The organism is uncultured Slackia sp., assembly GCF_934630525.1.
Classification (GTDB): domain Bacteria; phylum Actinomycetota; class Coriobacteriia; order Coriobacteriales; family Eggerthellaceae; genus Slackia.
In genome coordinates, this window is record NZ_CAKTVX010000001.1 from 184,398 (window position 1) to 202,400 (window position 18,003).

Genomic DNA, 18,003 nt, shown 5'->3' on the forward strand with positions numbered 1-18,003 from the left:
AAAAATGAAGCACCGCCAAGCGAGCGCATAGCGAAGCCCCGAAGGGGCGAAGCGGTAGCGAGCTGTGGTCGCGGGCGAGCGCTCGGGCGAGAAGGGGCGGCCGCAGGCGAAGGCGCCGGGCGCTGGGCGATTTGGGGAAAGACGAAACGGGGGAATGTCATGTTCTTTCTTGGCATCGATATTGGCTCCACGGCTTCAAAGTGCGTCGTGGTGAACGCCGAAGGCGAAATCGTTGGCAAAGGCTTGTACGGGTCGGGCGCCGGCACGAATGGCCCGAAGACGGCAATCGACGCCGCGCTTACGGAGGCTGGAATCTCCATCAAGAGCGTTGCCTATTCTTGCGCGACGGGCTATGGCCGCAATTTGCTCGATTGGGCCGACATGACGCTTTCTGAGCTTTCGTGCCACGCGAAGGGCGCTGGAATGCTGTTCCCCACGGCGAAAACGGTGATTGATATCGGCGGTCAAGATGCCAAGGTGCTTCGCATTGGCGAGGGCGGTCGCTTGGAAAACTTCGCCATGAACGACAAATGCGCCGCCGGTACGGGCCGTTTTCTCGATGTGATGGCGGGCGTTTTCCAGTGCAAGGTCTCCGATCTTCAAGATTATGATGCGCAATCTACGAAGGTCGCGAGCATTTCCTCAACCTGTACGGTCTTCGCCGAATCGGAAGTCATTTCGAAGCTTGCAGCTGGCGAGCAGATTGCCGACATTGTCGCGGGCATCCATGAGTCGGTTGCCGAGCGTACGGCAGGCCTTGCCAAGCGTGTAGGCATCGCGCCCGAGGTCGCCATGACGGGCGGCGTTGCTTTGAACGAGGGCCTTCGCAATCGACTGTCCCGAAAAATCGGCCATCCTATTCTTGTTTCCCGGCTTGCCCAGTTCAACGGTGCCCTGGGCGCCGCGCTTACGGCCCGTGAGACTTTTCTGAAAAATGCTCCCGCAATAGACGTCGATGAGCCTCGTCGCGAGGGTCCTGTGTGTTGCGAAGGTTGTGCTGGCGATGCCCGCTAGAATTATGCACGGCGCTCCCGCCCGGCCCCTTTCGGCGCCGTGGGGAAAGCCTACACTTGCCGGTGCTATTCGCCATGGCTACGAGTCGGATGGCACGAAACGCATGGCTGTGAGCATGTCGACGAGCGTCACCTATGGAGAGGCGTACCACGGCGCGAATGCGCTTGCCCGCTATTGGCGCGATGCGTGCGGTATGACGCAGGAGAGCACCATTGCCATTTGCGCGCCCAACGATGTGAATTTTCCCATTGTTATGGCGGCGTGCGAGATACTCGGATGCCGCCTTGTGCTGTATTCGCATGCGTATGCGAAAGACGATATCGTGCGATGTTCGAGTCTCGTGCATCCCGACCTCTATATTATGTCGACGGAAGCCGCATGTCGTATGGTGCGTGCTGCGTTCCCCGACGCGCGCGTAATGTCGATCGGCATTCCGTATGGTTCTTTCCCTTCTGTTGCCGATGTGATGCGTCGTGGCAATTCCGAACCCCTTGAAAACGAGCACGATGACTTCGATTTGGTCGTGTTCTCTTCGGGGTCGACTGGTTTGCCGAAGGCAATCGTGGTCGCAGCCTCTTCGTTTGCGCGTAATGGCTTTCAGCTGCAGCGCGGCTTTTCCATCGTGGAATCTGACGTAGTGTTCGTTCCTGTACCGCTTTCTCATGTGTTTGGCCTGGTGGGAACATATGCGACGATTTTGTCGGGTGCGACATTGGCGACGTTGGTGAAATATCGCCCGCAAACGGCCCTGGCATTTTTGAACGACGTTCGTGCCACGATTCATATGGGCGTTTCCACGATGTTCGTGCGCGAGCTCCGTCTTGCCACGGGCAATGCGTGGAACCTTTCGAGCCTTCGCGCCGGTCTTGTTGCGGGCGCGAGCTGCCCCGAATCGGTGGTGCTTGAATTCGAGCGTCGTTTCGGCTGCCGCATTATGCAGAGTTATGGCATGAGCGAAACCGCGGCCACGCTCACGGTGACGCCGTTGTCGATGGACGCAAGGGGCCGTTGCGAAACGGTGGGAACGCTCGTCGACGGGGCCGAGGTGAAGCTGGCCGATGGCACGAACGAGATTCTCGTGAAATCGCCTTCACTTATGCGCGGCGTTATTGGCTCATCTGGCGAACTTGAGCTCGACCTTGACGACGAGGGCTATTTCCATTCGGGCGATGTTGGGTCGATTGACGAAGCCGGCATGCTTTCCATCACGGGACGCATCAAGGATATGATCATTCGCGGCGGCATCAACATTTTCCCCGCTGAAGTCGAGCGCGTGTATTCGTCGAATGATATCGTCGCCGATTGCTGCGTCGTTGGATACCCCGATCCCGAGCTGGGCGAGCGCACGTGCCTGTGCGTCATCCCCAAGCCCGAGGTCGAAATGACCACGTTCGAGATGCGCGAATTCGCGAAGGGCAAAGTCGAGAAATGCAAGATTCCCGATACAGTGCTCAAGATGGACGACTTCCCTCATTTGGGCAATGGTAAGATTGACAAGCGTGCCTTGCGCGCCCATGTTGAAGACTTGTTTGGGTCGATCGGAAGGTTCCGCACGGCTCAGAATGCGCGGTGATAGCAATGGGAATGTATGAAGAGAACGCTCACGCCGTCGAAGTGGTCGACGCGTTTGCGAAAAAATATCTGACGGAAGATAACGTGCGACAGTGGATCAAATCGCGTGGCGTGCCCAGGTCGGTGTATCGAGATTTTTACGCGAGCGAGCTTGGCTCATACGTTAAGCCGGCGAATATTGGCGGCAAGAGCTGTGGCTTCGTTGAGCGCGCTGCGGTGATTGCTCGCCTCACCGAGCATGCGGGCGCAACGTTGCCGTTTCTGTCTGACATGATTTCCATGGCGCTCATGTCTACCATGCGCGAGCTTTCCCAGGAAGAAATCGCGCACGACTTCATGGTTCGCAATGGCCGCGTGTCGTTTTCGCAGGCTTTTACCGAGGCGAATGCCGGCACCGATGCGTCGGCCGTGAAAACCACGGTGTCGCTTGAAGACGGTGGCATTTATCTGGATGGCCGCAAATCGTTCGTGTCGAATGGCCAATTCGCGCCCGAGACGCTCGTGCTCGCGAGCGACCCGATGTTCGGTGGCGCCGATGGCGGCTTCTCGTTGTGGCTCGTGCCGCTTTCCCGACCGGGCATTGCAACGTACCCGCTTAACGCGGTCGGTCAAGAAATGCTTTCGGCTGCTGCTATCGAATTCCATCACGTGCGCTTGGCCCCTGAATGGCAAATCCAAACAGAGGGGCGCCTCGATTCTATGTTGAAACGCCAATATGAGCTTGGCCGCATTCTTGTGTGCGCTTCGTCGCTTGGCCTGGCGCGCGCTGCCTTCAATGACGCCGCGAAGCATGCTGCGACGCATATGGTGAAGGGGCGTTTGCTCGCGAGCATTCCGCAGGTGCAAGAGAAGCTCACGAATATGGAAATCAAGCTGCGATCCATGCAGGCGCTTATCGTGGATGCTGCGAATGCCGCCGACCAGAATGGCGAAGCGGGCGAGAGCCTGTCCCATTTGGATTCAGCGCTCATGAAATACTACGTACCGAAGGCGGCGACCGAGGTCGCCGATGACGCCATGCAGATTTTCGGCGCCATGGGGTATACCGATGAAACGCGCGTGAGCCGTATTTGGCGAGATTGCCGAGGCAACCAGCTTGCTCAAGGCAGCGATGACATCATGGCCCATGTGGCGGCAAAGTTCATCATGGCTGAATTCATGCAGCCTGAATACGAAGCGGAGGAGCTGTAGCTCTTCCTTGCAATTGCCCAGTTTCAGTGGATTCATTGAACCTGCTCAAACCTGCTTAATGCTCGTGGCATTAAGCAGGTTTTTTATTGAAAGGCGTCTGCCTTTTGAAGGCTTTATTGTGAAGGGCGTGAAATATCGGGCTTTCGTCCCTGGCTCCATTCTGCATCGCCTCGAACCTGTTAAACGCTACGAGCATTTAACAGGTGTCGCGTCAAACTCGCAATGAATGGCTCATATGCTCCAACCGCTCGCCGTGTAGCTTATGCACAAATAGAACCCTAGCGGTTACATTTCGCTCCATTTCACTATAGTGATATGCGGCGGGTAGCAATTCCCGCTTGTTTTATCGCTAGGCAGGAGTGCTTATGGAACTGATAGTCTCGTTGATCATGGTGCCGTGCGTGGCAGCGCTGCTCATGCTCGTCGTGCGCGCCGACAAGGCTCGCGACGTGCTGTGCGTGGCGTCCGCTGTCGTTATCGCGCTGCTCTCCATCGCGTTCGCCGTCCAATATCTGGGCGCGGGCTCGTTGTATTTCGACCTTCCCATGAAATACAGCCACTTCCTTGCCGTCGTCAATATCGTCATCGATATCACGGTTGGCCTGTACATCGTGTGCTACTCGGTGAAGTATCGCCGCGTGCTGCCGCTCGTGCTGGCAATTGGCCAAATTCTTACCACGCTGTGGTTTGAATACAATATCCAGCGCGAGGTGCAGTTCGAAAGCCAAATGCATGTCGACTCGCTTAGCATCATCATGGTGCTCATCATTGGCATCGTTGGCACGGGAATCTGCGTGTACGCGCTTGGCTACATGAAAGATTTCCAGGCGCATCATCCCGAGCAGAAGGACCGTCGCCCGTGGTTCTTCGCCCTCATGTTTGCGTTCCTTTCCGCAATGTATAACGTCGTGCTTTCCGATAACCTGTGCTGGATTTACACGGCTTGGGAAGTCACCACGCTGTGCTCGTTCCTGCTCATCGGCTTCACGAAGACCGAAGAGGCCATCAACAACGCGTTCCGCCAAATCGTCATGAACATGTTGGGCGGCCTCGCATTCCAGGCAGCAATTCTTTGGCTTGGCCTTCAGGGCCAGTCGCGCCTGTTCAGCGTGTTCTTGGAAACCGCCGCGAACACGGCCGTTGCCAACCCCGCCGCGGCTGGCGTATTCGTTCTGCCTGTGGCCTTGCTCGCATTCGCCGGCATGACGAAGGCCGCGCAGATGCCTTTCCACACGTGGCTTTTGGGCGCCATGGTCGCGCCTACGCCCACCAGCGCGCTGCTGCACTCTTCCACCATGGTGAAGGCTGGCTGCTTCCTGCTCATCAAGCTCTCGCCGCTGTTCCTGGTTTTCCCCGTGGCTTCGGCTATGGTCGTGCTCATTGGCGGTCTTACGTTCTGCATCGCTTCCTTCATGGCCATCTCGCAGAGCAACGCCAAGCGCGTGCTCGCGTATTCGACCATCGCGAACCTGGGCCTGATCGTCGCCTGCGCCGGCGTCGGCACGCCTGAAGCGGTGTGGGCGGCCATCTTCCTGGTCATCTTCCACGCTGTGGCGAAGTCGCTGCTGTTCCTGTGCGTCGGCACCGCCGAGCATCACATTGGCAGCCGCGACATCGAGGACATGGACGGCCTGTTCGAGCGCATGCCGCGTCTGGCTCGCTTCATGATGCTCGGCATTATGGCAATGTTCGTGGCTCCGTTCGGCATGCTCGTTTCGAAATGGGCGACGCTCGCGAGCTTCGCGTCTTCGGGCGAAGTGCTGCTGCTCGTGCTGCTCGCATTCGGCAGCGCCGCAACGTTCATGTTCTGGGGCAAATGGCTCGGCAAGCTCGCCGGCATCGCCGCCCACGAGCAGAACGTCGAGCTTTCCGTTCATAAGAGCGAATGGTTCGCCCTCGCGCTTATGGCGGTGCTCACGGCGAGCGCCTGCATCTGCATGCCCACGCTGTCTAACCTGTTCGTGCAGCCGTTCCTCGTTGTGACGTATGGCGCGCTCGGCGCGAACATCAGCGTCGACAACATGTACATCATGTCCATCATCGCGCTCGCGGTTGTGGTTATGCTCTTCGGCACGCTTGGCATGTCGAAGTCGAAGAAGAAGACCGTGCCTGTGTATATGGCGGGCATCACCGTCAACTCCGATGAGCGATTGTTCCGTGGCTCGTTGGGCGGCGAAGTGAAAGCCACGTCGCGCAACTGGTATATGAACGAGCTGTTCGGCGAAAAGGTGCTCGACAAGCCTGCCACTATCGTGACTGCTGTGATCATGGTCGTGGGCCTGGTCGCGAGCCTTGCGGGTTCGCAGGTGGGCACCGAGAACTTCGTTGGCACGTCGCTTGCCATGTACATGCCGCTTGCCACGATGAACGAGGGCTTGCTGCAAACGCTGCTCGGCATTGTGCTGTTCGCCATCGCCGGCCCCGTGGTTGGCTGCGTGCTCGCAGGTCTCGACCGTAAAATCACGGCTCGCATGCAGGGCCGCGTTGGACCTCCGTTGCTGCAGCCCTATTACGACGTGCGCAAGCTCATCGAGAAAGACGACATGAGCGTGAACACCGTCGAAGGCACCTACATCACCTTCGCGCTCGTGCTCACGGTTATCGGCGGCGGCGTGTTCTTCGCGGGCGGCAACTTCCTGATGTGCGTCTTCCTCATCACGCTTTCGGCGCTGTTCTTCATCGTGGCCGCGTATTCTTCGCGCTCCCCGTATTCCGAGGTTGGCGCCGACCGCGAAACGCTGCAGGTCATGGCCTATGAACCCACCGTGCTCTTCGTTGCCGTGTGCATGTTCTTGGCTCTGGGCACCTTCGATGTCGCGGGCGTCGCGACCATCGGCCTTCCCATGATCGTCGTGTGCATTCCTGCATTCCTGGCGCTCATGTTCGTGCTTACCATTAAGCTGCGTAAATCGCCGTTCGATTTGTCGTACAGCCACCACGCGCACCAAGAGCTCGTGAAGGGCGTGACGACCGAAATGAGCGGCCGCACGCTGGCGAAGGTCGAGGTCATGCACTGGTGCGAGACCACGTTGTTCCTGGGTTGGGTCGCGATGTTCTTCATCTGGGACAACCCGGCATCTATCGTGCTTGCTGTTGTCGTGGCTGCGCTCGCGTTCTTCCTCGAGATCTTCATCGACAACAATTTCGCCCGCGTGAAGTGGCAGAAGTGCCTGAAGTGGGCATGGATCGTGGCGCTGGTGTGCGGTCTTGCCAACACTGCCTGGCTCGTGTTCGCCCTTATCGCGTAAAGGAGGCTCGCTTTGAGTAACGTTTCGAAATCTCCCTGGGTCATCCATTACGACGGCTCTAGCTGCAACGGCTGCGACATCGAGGTGCTCGCCGCGCTCTCGCCGCTTTACGATGCCGAACGCTTCGGCGTCGTGAATACGGGCAACCCGAAGCATGCTGACATTCTTTTGGTCACGGGCGCCGTGAATGCGCAGAACACCGAAGTGCTGCGCGAGATTTACGACCAGATGATTGAGCCGAAAGTTGTTGTGGCATGCGGCATTTGCGCCTGTTCGGGCGGCATTTTCCACGATTGCTACAACGTCATTGGCGGCGTTGACCAGGCGATTCCCGTCGATGTGTATGCTCCCGGGTGCGCGATTCGCCCCGAGACCATCATCGACGCGGTGGTAGAGGGCATTGGCGTGCTGGAAGAGAAGCGCGCGAAGCTTGCGGAAGCTCGAAAGGGGGCTTAAGGGCAATGCAAATGGCTCAGCATTTCGAAGACATTTCGATTGACGATATCCTCAGCGTCGCAGAGCGCGAGCACGAGGCGCATTCCCGCTTCGTCCAGGTGCTTTGCATTAATGGCGAAGAAGGCATCAATTTGGTGTATTCCTATCAAAAAACGGCCGATAAGGGCTATGCGGTGCATAACTATCGCGTGCATGGCGTGAAGCCCGAAATGCATATTCCCTCGGTTACGAAGTTCTACCTGGTTGCGTTCCCCTTCGAAAACGAGGCGCACGACCTGTTCGGCGTGCAGGTGGACGATATCGCCATCGACTTCAAGGGCGGCTTCTACAAGGTCGCCATGGATAAGCCCATGACGGTTATTTCTCCTGCTCAGAAAGCCGCGCGTGAAAAGGCCGCGAAATTGGCCGCCGCAAAGGCCGCCAAGGCTGCAAAGGCCGCCCAAGAGGCTGCCTCGAAAACCGAAGCCGCGGCGGGCGAGGGCGCCCAGGCCGCGCCGGTCATCGATTGGGAGGCCGAGCGCGCGAAGGTCGAGGCCAAGTGCGCGAATCTTGACGCCGATAAGGCCGCTAAGGTCATGGCTGCTTTTGAGGCGAAGATGAAGAAGGCCCAGGCCGAAGCCGCCAAGGCGGCTGACGTAAAGCCTGCGGTTGATTGGGAAGCCGAGCGCGCGAAGGTGGAAGCCAAGTGCGCGAATCTGCCCGAAGACAAAGCCGCGAAAGTGATGACGGCATTTGAGGCGAAGGTGCGCGCCGCTCAAGGCGACGCGTCTGCGAAAGGCGGTGAGTAGCATGGGCAAGGCGACCGTGATTCCTTTCGGCCCGCAACACCCTGTGTTGCCCGAGCCTTTGCATTTGGATCTCGTGGTTGAAGACGAACACGTTATTGAGGCCATTCCGCAGATCGGCTTCGTGCATCGCGGATTGGAGAAGCTCGTTGAGACGCGCGATATCCATCAGTTCATCTATGTTGCAGAGCGCATCTGCGGCATTTGCAGCTTCGGCCACTCGCTCGGCTATGCCGAGACCATCGAATCGCTCATGGGCGTGGAAGTTCCCAGGCGCGCGCAGTACCTGCGCGTGATTCTGCACGAGCTGTCCCGTGTGCATTCGCACCTGTTGTGGCTGGGCCTTGCCGCTGACGCCTTCGGTTTCGAGAGCCTGTTCATGCATTGCTGGCGTTTGCGCGAGCGCGTGCTCGACATTTTCGAGGCCACCACGGGCGGCCGCGTGATTCTGTCGTATGTGCAAATCGGCGGCGTCGTGCGCGATATCGACGCCGACACGCTTCGTTGGATTTGCGACAAGCTCGATTCCATCGAGGGCGAATATAAGGAAATTCGCGCGACCTTCCTGAAGGATTCCTCGGTGCGCAGCCGTTTGGACGGGGTTGGCTACCTGAGCCAGGAGCAGGCTTCCGAGCTGTGCATGGTCGGCCCGTTCGCCCGTGCGAGCAATGTGCCGTACGACTGCCGCGTTTTGGGCCATGGCGCCTATGGCGAGCTGAGCGATTTCGCGCCCATCACGTCTACCGGCGGCGATTGCCTCGCCCGCGTCGAGGTGCGCTGTGCGGAAGTGAACCAATCTATCGCCATCGTCAAAGAGCTCGCCGCCAAGATTCCCAACGACGGCATCGGCGAGAAGAGCAAGCTCAAGCCTGCGGCCGGCGCTCAGGCGTGCAACGTGCTCGAGCAGCCTCGTGGCGAATGCTACTACTACGCGCTGGGCAACGGCACGGCGAACTTGGAACGCATGCGCATGCGCACGCCTACCACACAGAATCTCGCCGGCATGGTGAAGGCGCTCGAAGGGTGCGATTTGGCCGATGTTCCCAACATCATCTTGACGATTGACCCGTGTATCAGCTGTTCGGAAAGGTAGGGCAATGGGAAGCTTCAAACTGGGGAAGATGACCTTGCGCTCGCTGTTCGGCAAGCCTGAAACGGTCATGTACCCTCTCGAAAAACGCGACATTCCCGCAGGCCATCGCGGCACGGTTGAAATCGACATGGCGAAATGCATTCTGTGCGGCATCTGCGTGAAGCGTTGTCCGTGCTCGGCCATCGAGGTCGACAAGGCCGCCGGAACGTGGTCTATCAACCATTTCGGCTGCATTCAGTGCGACACGTGCGTGCGCGAATGTCCGAAGGGCGCGCTTTCCATGAGCATGGAATTCCCGCATGTTGCGGCCGTGAAAACGCGCCAGGTCGAAAGCAAGCCTGAGCCTACGCCCGAAGAGCTTGCCGCCGAAGCTGCCAAGAAGGCCGAACGCGAGGCGCGCATCGCCGCCGCGAAGGCCGCGAAAGCCGCCAAAGCCGCTCAAGAAGCCGAAAGCGCGAAGGAATAACGTAAACACGCCGCCCCCGATGGTTCTTGGATCTTCGGGGGCGGTTCTCGTTTGCCAAGAGGGCCGAAACCGGCGCTTTCAGCGGATTATGCTTCAGCAGGATGGGCTTCGGCGGGTTGCGCTTCGGCAGACTGTGCTTTCTGGAGGCGTGGTTTCTAGGTTGCTGCGCCTTGCTCTTCTGCCTCAATGCAACTCGGAAGTTTCTCTGCATTAATTTCAACAGCTGTGTGCCAGATGTTTGAAAACGCTGTATAGTGCGCTTTTATTTGAAATCGCTTGTGTAGAATGATTTTCGCTCGCCACGGCGAGCTTATTTTTGGTTTTCAGCAGTGGAAGTTGGGCTATGAGCGACGAAAAAGAGAAACGACCTTCGTGGGATACGCCTGAAAGCGAAGTGACCAATCGCATTTTCACGGCGGCGAACGTGGTGTCGTTCATTCGTCTGTGCATGGTGCCCGTGTATTTGGTGCTGCTGCTCGACGGCCACGATATTTTGGCAACATTCATTTTCGCGCTTGCCGCTTCCACCGACTTCATTGACGGGCAGCTCGCTCGTCGCACGCATACCGTCTCGAGGCTCGGCCGCCTGCTCGACCCCGCCGTCGACCGTGCGCTCATGGTGTTTGGCGTGGTTGGCCTGCTGCTCGTGGGTCGCCTGCCGGTATGGATCGTGGCGCTCGTAATCGCTCGCGACCTGCTGCTGATTGTCGGTGGCGCATATTTGGGCGCTCGCTACAAGGCGCGCGTTGCCGTCATTTTCCCTGGCAAGGTTGCCACCACGCTGCTGTTCGTGGGCTTTGCGGGCCTGCTGTTGAACTGGCCGCTCGTTTCGGGCCTCGGCGTATGCGACTTGGCATGGCTTCCCGGTTTTAACGCTGACCCGTGCTCGTGGGGCATTTGGTTCGTGTATGCCGGCCTTATTCTGTGCATTTATACGACCACCGTGTACGTGCTTCGCGGCATCGACGCCATGAATCGGGTCAAGGCCGAGCGCGCTGCCGCGAAGGCTCAGGCGGCCAGGGCGGAGTAGGGGCCATCTGCGAAGTGCGTAGGCGCCCTGGCGTGCTCCCTCTTTCCTTAAAACAAAATCGTTCTTTATGCCGCGCCCCGAAGAGCGTGGCATTTTACTTTGATATTCAAAATTTCTCTTCATATGCATGCTTTAGTGCGCTAAAGTAATCGTCACGACTTTTTGGGTCGGGCGCCCCATGCGCTCGCCTGTTGTGAAGTCGCGAGGCTCTCCACAAGGAAGGACTTCCCGATGTCGAAGTACTATCAAGAAGAAATCGAGTGCATGGACCACTCGAAGCTCGAGGAACTTCAGCTCGAGCGTTTGCGCGACGTTGCCGTTCGCTGCTACGAGAACATCCCTCTCTATAAGCAGCGTTTTGATGAGGCTGGCGTCGATCCGTACCATATCGAATCTCTCGAAGACATCAAGAAGTTCCCCTTTACCGTGAAGCAGGATATGCGTGACGCCTATCCGTTCGGCCTGTTCGCCGTGCCTCGCTCCGAATGCGTGCGCGTTCATGCGTCTTCGGGCACCACGGGCCAGGCGACGGTCGTGGGCTACACGAAAGACGACCTGCAGGTGTGGGGCGATTGCTTCGCCCGCGGCATTTACATGCTCGACGGCGGCGAAGATTCCGTCGTACAGGTTTCTTATGGTTACGGCCTGTTCACGGGCGGTTTGGGCGCGCATTTCGGCGCCGAGGCCGCAGGCGCCATGGTCGTTCCCATGTCCACGGGCAACACGAAGCGCCAAATCCAGATTATGAAAGATTTCGGCGTCACCATTTTGTGCGCGACGCCTTCATATGCGCTGCTCATCGCCGACACCATCGCCGAAATGGGCATGAGCATGGACGAATTCAAGCTCACGGGCGTCATTCTTGGCGCTGAGCCCTGCAGCGAAGCGACGCGCGACGAGATTCGCCGCAAGCTTGGCGTGCAGTACTGCGACGTGTATGGCCTTTCCGAAATCATGGGCCCGGGCGTTGCCATGGAGTGCTCCGAGTCGAACGGCCTGCACCTGTGCGAAGACCAGTTCCTGGCGGAAATCGTGAACCCCGACACCTTCGAGCCTGTGCCCGACGGCGAATTCGGCGAGCTCGTCATTACCACGCTCACGCGCCAGTGCACGCCGCTCATTCGCTATCGCACGCGCGATCTCACGCGTTTCATTCCGGGCGAGTGCGGCTGCGGCCGCACCCATAAGAAGATCGACCGCATCGTGGGCCGCACCGACGACATGCTCATCATTCGTGGCGTGAATGTGTTCCCGTCGCAAATCGAGCAGGTCGTGAACAGCTTCGACGAAATTACCCCGCATTACCAAATCGTGCTCACCACCAAGGGCACGCTCGACCAAATCGAGCTGCGCGTGGAAACCGCGCCCGACTTCCCGTTCGACGAGATTCGCGCGCTCGAAGATTTGAAGAAGCGTTTGGCGGCCGCGTTGAAGTCGAACTTGCAGATTGCTGTTAAGATTAAATTCTGCGAGCCGAAGACCATCGAACGCAGCGAGGGCAAATCGAAGCGCGTCATCGATTTGCGCGAAGTGAAGCAGCAGAACTAACGAGGGGGAGCACAATCATGATCGAACAGCTCACCGTTTTCATTCAAAACGAAAAGGGCCGCCTGTCTGGCCTGTGCCGCACGCTTGCCGATGCGAATATCAACATGCACGACCTTTTCATCGCCGACACGAGCGACTTTGGCGTCGTGCGCGTCTTCTGCGATACGCCCCAGGCCGCCGCGAAGGTGCTCGACGAAGCGGGCTTCCGCGCGAGCGTTACCAAGGTGCTCGCCGTGCGCGTGCCCAACGAGCCGGGCGGTTTGGCACATTTGCTCGAGACCATCGAATCGATGGGCGCCAATATCGAATACGGCTACTGCTTTTCGCGTGGAGAGGCCACGGCTATTGACGTTTTGAAGGTTGTTGACGATACCGTTGAGGGCAAGCTTTCCGAAGCTGGCTTCGATGTCGTTTCTGCTGAGGAGGTCTACAAGCTTGATTAGGGCTTTAGCTCATCAACGCAATAGATTCGAAGCGCTCGCACCTGCGGGCGCTTCCGTTGTTTCGCGCGCAGGTCGCATTCTCGCGGCGTGCATGCTCGCTGGCACGTTTGCGCTTTCCGCGCCTGCGGCCGCTTTCGCCGAGGTGCTCGAGAGCGATGAAATCGGCAACAAAACCGTTGCCGCGCGCGGCCTTTCGGCCGATGCGTGCCCCGATATCGAGGCGACGCATGCCATGCTCGTGGGCTCCGATGGCACCGTGTATTTCTCGCGTGACGTGAATGCGGAAGCGAAAATCGCGTCGCTCACGAAGATCATGACGGCGGTCGTAGCGCTTGAGAACGCGCCCCTCGACCTCACCGTGACGGTCGACAACGAAGCAGCCACGGTGGGCGAGTCGAGCGCTGGCCTCCTTGAAGGCGATTCCATGTCGCTTGAAACGGCCTTGTACGCCCTTATGGTTCCTTCGGGCAACGATGCGGGCATCGCCATCGCGAAGTCGGTTGGCGCCCATATGTCGGGCGACGCATTGACAGGCTACGACACGTTCATCGCCGCGATGAACGCGAAGGCTGCCGATTTGGGCATGTCCCATTCGGTGTACACGAACCCCCACGGCCTCGATTTCGATGCGTTCGGCGATGAGAACTTGCATTCGAGCGCGCGCGACGTTGCGACGCTCGTGTCGTATGCCATGCAAAACGACACGTTCCGCGGCATTGTCGATGCGGGTTCGACGACAATAACGGTCATGTCGGCCGATGGCGCGGCGCGCAATGTCGCGCTGCAAACCACCGACGAGCTCATGGGCGTCTACGACGGCATATGCGGCGTGAAAACCGGAACGACTGACGACGCGGGTTACTGCTTCGCGGGCGCCGTTTCGCGTGATGCGGGCGAGTTCTACAGCGTTGTGCTCGATTCGCCGTCGAGCGACGAGCGCTTCAGCGATACCGTGGCGCTCATGGATTGGGCATATACCAATATCGCACAACGCTCGCTGGTCAATAGCGACCAGTATGTGGAATATCTTGGTGCCCACGTGCCGCTCGTGGCCAAAGTGGCTCATAATGATTGGGTGGATGTTACCGTCGATGCCACTGTTTCCGACCCCGATTTGGCTGCGAACGTCTTTGCCGCGTTCGGCTCTGTTCAGGCGAAGGCTACGTTCGACGAGCTTTCCGGCGATGTGCATGCGGGCGATGTGATTGGCAGCCTTGCTTTCATGCAGGACGACAACCAAATCGCGCAAACGAACATCATCGCCGCCGAAGACGTTGCCGCGCCGAATTTCTTTCAGGGCATCGGTGTGGGCTTCGACCGTTGGATTCGCTCGATTCAGCACCAGCCCACGGTGGCAGAAACGCAAGAATGCTATTACACGCAGGCTTTAAGCGATCGCTAGCGTGCGTTTGAAGAAACAATGCGCCGCCGCAGCGCCTGATGCGGTGTGAGAGATAACGAGGTGAACGCCATGACCGATGAGACCATGGGTACCGTTTTGCAGAACTGCCCGGTGTGCGGTGCGCCCGTTGCCGCCGACGCTACCGCGTGCGAGGCGTGCGGGTTCAAGCTGCTTGGCCGCACCCAGGCTTTCAAGCCGCTGAACATGCAGGCCCAGGCAAGCCCCGCGATGGCAAACCCTGCGCTGCTTTCGGAGGCGACTCTGAAAATCGTGAAGGGCCCGCAAATCGGCAGCTCGTTCCGCCTGGCGGCCGATCGTCTTACCGTGGGCCGCAGCCCGCAGTGCGACATCTTCCTAAACGACATGACGGTTTCGCGCATGCATGCGACCATCGAGCGCACGCCGGCCGGTTTCCGCATCAGCGACGCCGACTCGTTCAATGGCTTGTGGGTTAACAACCTCAATGTGAAAGACGCCGATCTGCGCGATGGCGACATCGTTCAGATTGGCACGTTCTGTCTGATGTATTTGGCTACGCCAACCATGCGCTAGGCGTCCATGGGCCCGCCTGGCGGGCCTTTTTCTTATCGCGCAAGCGAGTTTTTGTACGACCCAAGGGGGATTGGATTTATGGAACTTATTTCCGGCAACGAGGCGATCGCGCGCGGCGCGTGGGAGGCTGGCGCCACTATTGGCGTGGCGTACCCCGGTACGCCTTCGACCGAAACCATGGAAACGTTCGCGAAGCAGCCCGGCGTATATGCCGAATGGTGCCCGAATGAGAAGGTCGCCGTAGAAGTTGGCTTGGGCGCATGCGCCGCTGGCTGCCGCGTGCTCTCGAGCATGAAGCACGTGGGCGTCAACGTGGCTGCCGACCCCTTGTTCACGGCTGCCTACACGGGCGTCAACGGCGGTTTCGTGATTCTCGCGGCCGATGACCCGGGCATGCATTCCTCCCAAAACGAGCAGGATTCGCGCTTTTATGCCCGCGCCGCGCATATTCCCATGTTCGATCCCGCCGATTCTTCCGAGGCGCTTGCGTTCACCAAGAACGCTTTCGAAGTGTCCGAGCGCTTCGATATGCCGTGCATGATTCGTTCCACGGTGCGCGTGTCCCATACGAAATGCCCCGTTGAGCTGGGCGAACGTGTGGAAGTTGAGCCGAAGCCTTATGCGAAAGATGCCGCGAAGTGGGTCATGATGCCCGCATACGCCAAGCCGCGCCGTGTGTCGCTTGATGCGCGTGTGGCCGCCGTGACCGAATACGCTGAAACGTGCGAAATCAACCGCATTGAGCGCAACGGGGGCGCAATCGGCGTTATTTGCTGCGGTGCAACCTACCAGCACGTGCGCGAGGCATTGCCCCAGGCTGATATTCTGAAGCTTGGCATGTCGTGGCCGCTTCCCCCGAAGAAGATTCGTGAATTCGCGGCTTCCGTCGAAAACGTGTACGTTATCGAAGAGGGCAGCGATTATCTGAGCGAAGGCGTGCGCGCCCTGGGCGTGCAGCTTTCCGAGCCCGAAGGCACGCTGCGCCCCGATGGCGAGCTTACTCCTGGTGCCATTGCGGTCGCCTTCGGCGCCCAGGCTCCCGAGCATGCCGAGATGCGCGACGATTTGCCGGGCCGTCCGCCGGCGCTGTGCCCTGGCTGCCCGCATCGCCTTGTGTTCCGCGAACTTTCCCGCATGAAGGCCATCGTCACGGGCGATATTGGATGCTATACGCTCGGTGCGCTTGCTCCGCTTTCCGCGATGGATACCTGTGTTGACATGGGTGCGTCTATTTCCATGAGCCATGGCTTTGAACTGGGCCTGCAGGGTCGCGAGCATAAGCCCGTGGTTGCGGTTATCGGCGATTCCACGTTTGCGCATTCGGGCATCACGTCGCTTTTGAACACGGTATACAACCGCGGCGCGGGCATCGTGTGCATTCTTGACAATCGCACCACGGCCATGACCGGCCACCAGGGCAACCCGGTGAATGGCATTACGCTGCAGCATCGTGAGAGCCGCGAACTCGACCTGCCCGGTTTGGTTCGCGCTCTTGGCGTGGAAGACGTTGCCGTGGTGAACCCGATGGACCTGAAGGCCACCCGCGCGGCTCTGAAGGCTGCGGCCCAAAACGCCGACGAGCTTTCGGTGATCATCTTCTGCTCGCCGTGCGTGCTGCTTTCTAAAACCCATGAGCCCGCGCTCGTTGTGTCTTCCGACTGCCGCGCGTGCGGCGCGTGCACGCTCATTGGCTGTCCTGCTATTTCTCGCGACGAAGACGGCAAAGCCCATATCGATGCAAACCTGTGCGTCGGCTGCGAGCAGTGCTCTCAGACGTGCGCGTTCGGTTGCATTGGCAAGGCGGAATAGGAAGGGCCGAAAATGAGCAACGATACGAAAACTGTGCTTCTGTCGGGCGTTGGCGGCCAGGGTGCTATTCTCGCTGCCGACATTTTGAGCCGCGTCGCCATGGCGTGCGGCCAAGACGTGAAGCTTTCCGAAATCCACGGCATGGCCCAGCGCGGCGGCGCCGTGACCACTGTGGTTCGCCTAGGCGATTCGGTCGCCTCGATGGTCGCCGACAAGGGCAGCGTCGATTACCTGGTTTCTTTCGAGAAGGTTGAGGCGCTGCGCAATATCGAGTTCCTCAAAGATGGCGGCGCGCTGCTCGTGAACGACGAGTTCATTAAGCCGCTGCCAGTTGCTACGGGCGCCGTACAGGCTCCGAGCGGCGTTGTCGAATCGCTTGAGCAAGCGGGCGCCGTGCTGGTGCCAGCCGAGGCTTTGGCGAAAGAGGCCGGCAGCGTGAAGGCTGTGAACGTCGTGCTGTTGGGCGCGCTTTCCACGAAGCTCAGCTATGATGAGGCTACCTGGCTTTCCGTCATCGAATCGCGCGTTCCCGCCAAGTTCAAGGACGTGAATATCGCAGCCTTCAAACTTGGACGAAAGTTCGTGGAGGAATGCTCCGCATAAGGGTTTTCCTCTTCAGGATTGGAGCGGCTGACATGCGTCTCCGCTTCGGGCGGGTCCTGCTCGCTCGGGTGCAATTGAGTGGGGCTTAAATGTCCACAGGGCATTTAAACGTGCGGAATCTTGCGGATACGCACATCGGCTGCTCCAATCCCTGTTTAAATCAAAACCGTGCAGATAGTGCTGTTCAGCGGGGCGGTCGTGCGATTCCGATAGATTCCGCACGAGCCGAAAGCCACTTAATGTGGCTTTCGTGCGAGTCAGGACTTGACCGAAGCGGAAGCGCATGAGCGCGCCGCTGAACAGCATTTGCGAAGGATTGCTTGAAAGGGGAACTGTATGAGCATTTCTCAGATTGGCGTGTTCGTCGAGAACCATCCGGGCCACGTGGCTCGCGTGCTCGATGCCTTTGTCGAGGCTGAAGTGCAGGTTCGCGGCTATTGCATGAGCGACACGGGCGACTACGGCATTGTTCGCTTCGTGGTCGATAACCCCGAAAAGGCAAAGCAGGTGCTGGCCGACATGGGTTGCGCCGTTGTCGCGAAGGAGGTTTTGTGCCTGCGCCTTCCCGACAAGCCGGGCGAGCTTGCCAATATCATGGGCGTGTTCGCGAAGCTGAACATCAACGTTGAATACAGCTATTCGCTCGTTTCCACCTATATCGCCATTTCGGTGAAAGATTTGACGGCGGCCGAAGAGGCTTTGAAGGAAGAAGCGGTTGAGCTTATCGACCAGGCACAACTTACCGCGCTCGTCGATCTCGATCGCAGCAATGCCCAGGAAGGCAGGTAGTT

At 58.9% G+C, this 18,003-nt stretch carries 16 protein-coding genes; all 16 read left to right on the top strand.

Annotated features, from left to right (window positions below; all coding sequences use genetic code 11):
* Window positions 1-159: 159 nt before the first annotated feature.
* On the top strand, window positions 160-1,014 hold the full coding sequence (locus Q0D41_RS00765; protein WP_294373764.1) for an acyl-CoA dehydratase activase: 855 nt from the start codon (window positions 160-162) through the stop codon (window positions 1,012-1,014).
* The gene (locus tag Q0D41_RS00770) at window positions 1,004-2,587 is read left to right on the top strand and encodes a class I adenylate-forming enzyme family protein (RefSeq protein WP_294373767.1); all 1,584 of its coding nucleotides are present in this window, start codon (window positions 1,004-1,006) and stop codon (window positions 2,585-2,587) included. The genes Q0D41_RS00765 and Q0D41_RS00770 overlap by 11 nt, the downstream gene beginning before the upstream one ends.
* A gap of 11 nt (window positions 2,588-2,598) precedes the next feature.
* Window positions 2,599-3,777, top strand: coding sequence for an acyl-CoA dehydrogenase family protein (locus Q0D41_RS00775; protein WP_294373770.1), 1,179 nt, complete (start codon window positions 2,599-2,601; stop codon window positions 3,775-3,777).
* Between the two features lie 365 nt (window positions 3,778-4,142).
* Window positions 4,143-7,025, top strand: a complete 2,883-nt coding sequence (locus Q0D41_RS00780; RefSeq protein ID WP_294373774.1) for a proton-conducting transporter membrane subunit — start codon at window positions 4,143-4,145, stop codon at window positions 7,023-7,025.
* Between the two features lie 12 nt (window positions 7,026-7,037).
* Window positions 7,038-7,481: an NADH-quinone oxidoreductase subunit B family protein gene (locus tag Q0D41_RS00785; RefSeq protein ID WP_114615040.1), complete on the top strand. Its 444-nt coding sequence runs from the start codon at window positions 7,038-7,040 to the stop codon at window positions 7,479-7,481.
* 11 nt (window positions 7,482-7,492) lie between these two features.
* Window positions 7,493-8,269: an NADH-quinone oxidoreductase subunit C gene (locus tag Q0D41_RS00790; RefSeq protein ID WP_294373775.1), complete on the top strand. Its 777-nt coding sequence runs from the start codon at window positions 7,493-7,495 to the stop codon at window positions 8,267-8,269.
* Between the two features lies 1 nt (window position 8,270).
* Window positions 8,271-9,359 (top strand): nickel-dependent hydrogenase large subunit, encoded by a 1,089-nt coding sequence (locus Q0D41_RS00795; RefSeq protein WP_294373777.1) that lies wholly within the window; start codon window positions 8,271-8,273, stop codon window positions 9,357-9,359.
* Between the two features lie 4 nt (window positions 9,360-9,363).
* Complete coding sequence (locus Q0D41_RS00800; RefSeq protein ID WP_294373778.1) at window positions 9,364-9,825, top strand: 4Fe-4S dicluster domain-containing protein; 462 nt, start codon at window positions 9,364-9,366, stop codon at window positions 9,823-9,825.
* A 343-nt stretch (window positions 9,826-10,168) separates the two neighbouring features.
* Window positions 10,169-10,855 carry a CDP-alcohol phosphatidyltransferase family protein gene (locus Q0D41_RS00805; protein WP_294373780.1) on the top strand — a complete coding sequence of 229 codons (687 nt, stop codon included), beginning with the start codon at window positions 10,169-10,171 and terminating at the stop codon, window positions 10,853-10,855.
* Between the two features lie 231 nt (window positions 10,856-11,086).
* Complete coding sequence (locus tag Q0D41_RS00810) at window positions 11,087-12,403, top strand: phenylacetate--CoA ligase family protein (protein ID WP_294373782.1); 1,317 nt, start codon at window positions 11,087-11,089, stop codon at window positions 12,401-12,403.
* Window positions 12,404-12,420: 17 nt separating this feature from the next.
* Window positions 12,421-12,846, top strand: coding sequence for an amino acid-binding protein (locus tag Q0D41_RS00815; protein WP_114615045.1), 426 nt, complete (start codon window positions 12,421-12,423; stop codon window positions 12,844-12,846).
* A complete protein-coding gene (locus tag Q0D41_RS00820; RefSeq protein ID WP_294373787.1) occupies window positions 12,839-14,248 on the top strand; it encodes a D-alanyl-D-alanine carboxypeptidase family protein in 1,410 nt (469 codons plus the stop codon). Before Q0D41_RS00815 ends, Q0D41_RS00820 begins: the two co-directional genes overlap by 8 nt.
* A gap of 45 nt (window positions 14,249-14,293) precedes the next feature.
* Window positions 14,294-14,800, top strand: a complete 507-nt coding sequence (locus Q0D41_RS00825) for an FHA domain-containing protein (RefSeq protein ID WP_345725782.1) — start codon at window positions 14,294-14,296, stop codon at window positions 14,798-14,800.
* A 78-nt stretch (window positions 14,801-14,878) separates the two neighbouring features.
* Window positions 14,879-16,609, top strand: a complete 1,731-nt coding sequence (locus Q0D41_RS00830; protein ID WP_294373789.1) for a thiamine pyrophosphate-dependent enzyme — start codon at window positions 14,879-14,881, stop codon at window positions 16,607-16,609.
* A 12-nt stretch (window positions 16,610-16,621) separates the two neighbouring features.
* Entirely contained in the window at window positions 16,622-17,212 is a 591-nt protein-coding gene (locus Q0D41_RS00835) for an indolepyruvate oxidoreductase subunit beta (protein WP_123219398.1), read from the top strand.
* A 336-nt stretch (window positions 17,213-17,548) separates the two neighbouring features.
* Window positions 17,549-18,001, top strand: a complete 453-nt coding sequence (locus Q0D41_RS00840; protein WP_294373791.1) for an amino acid-binding protein — start codon at window positions 17,549-17,551, stop codon at window positions 17,999-18,001.
* Window positions 18,002-18,003 lie beyond the last annotated feature (2 nt).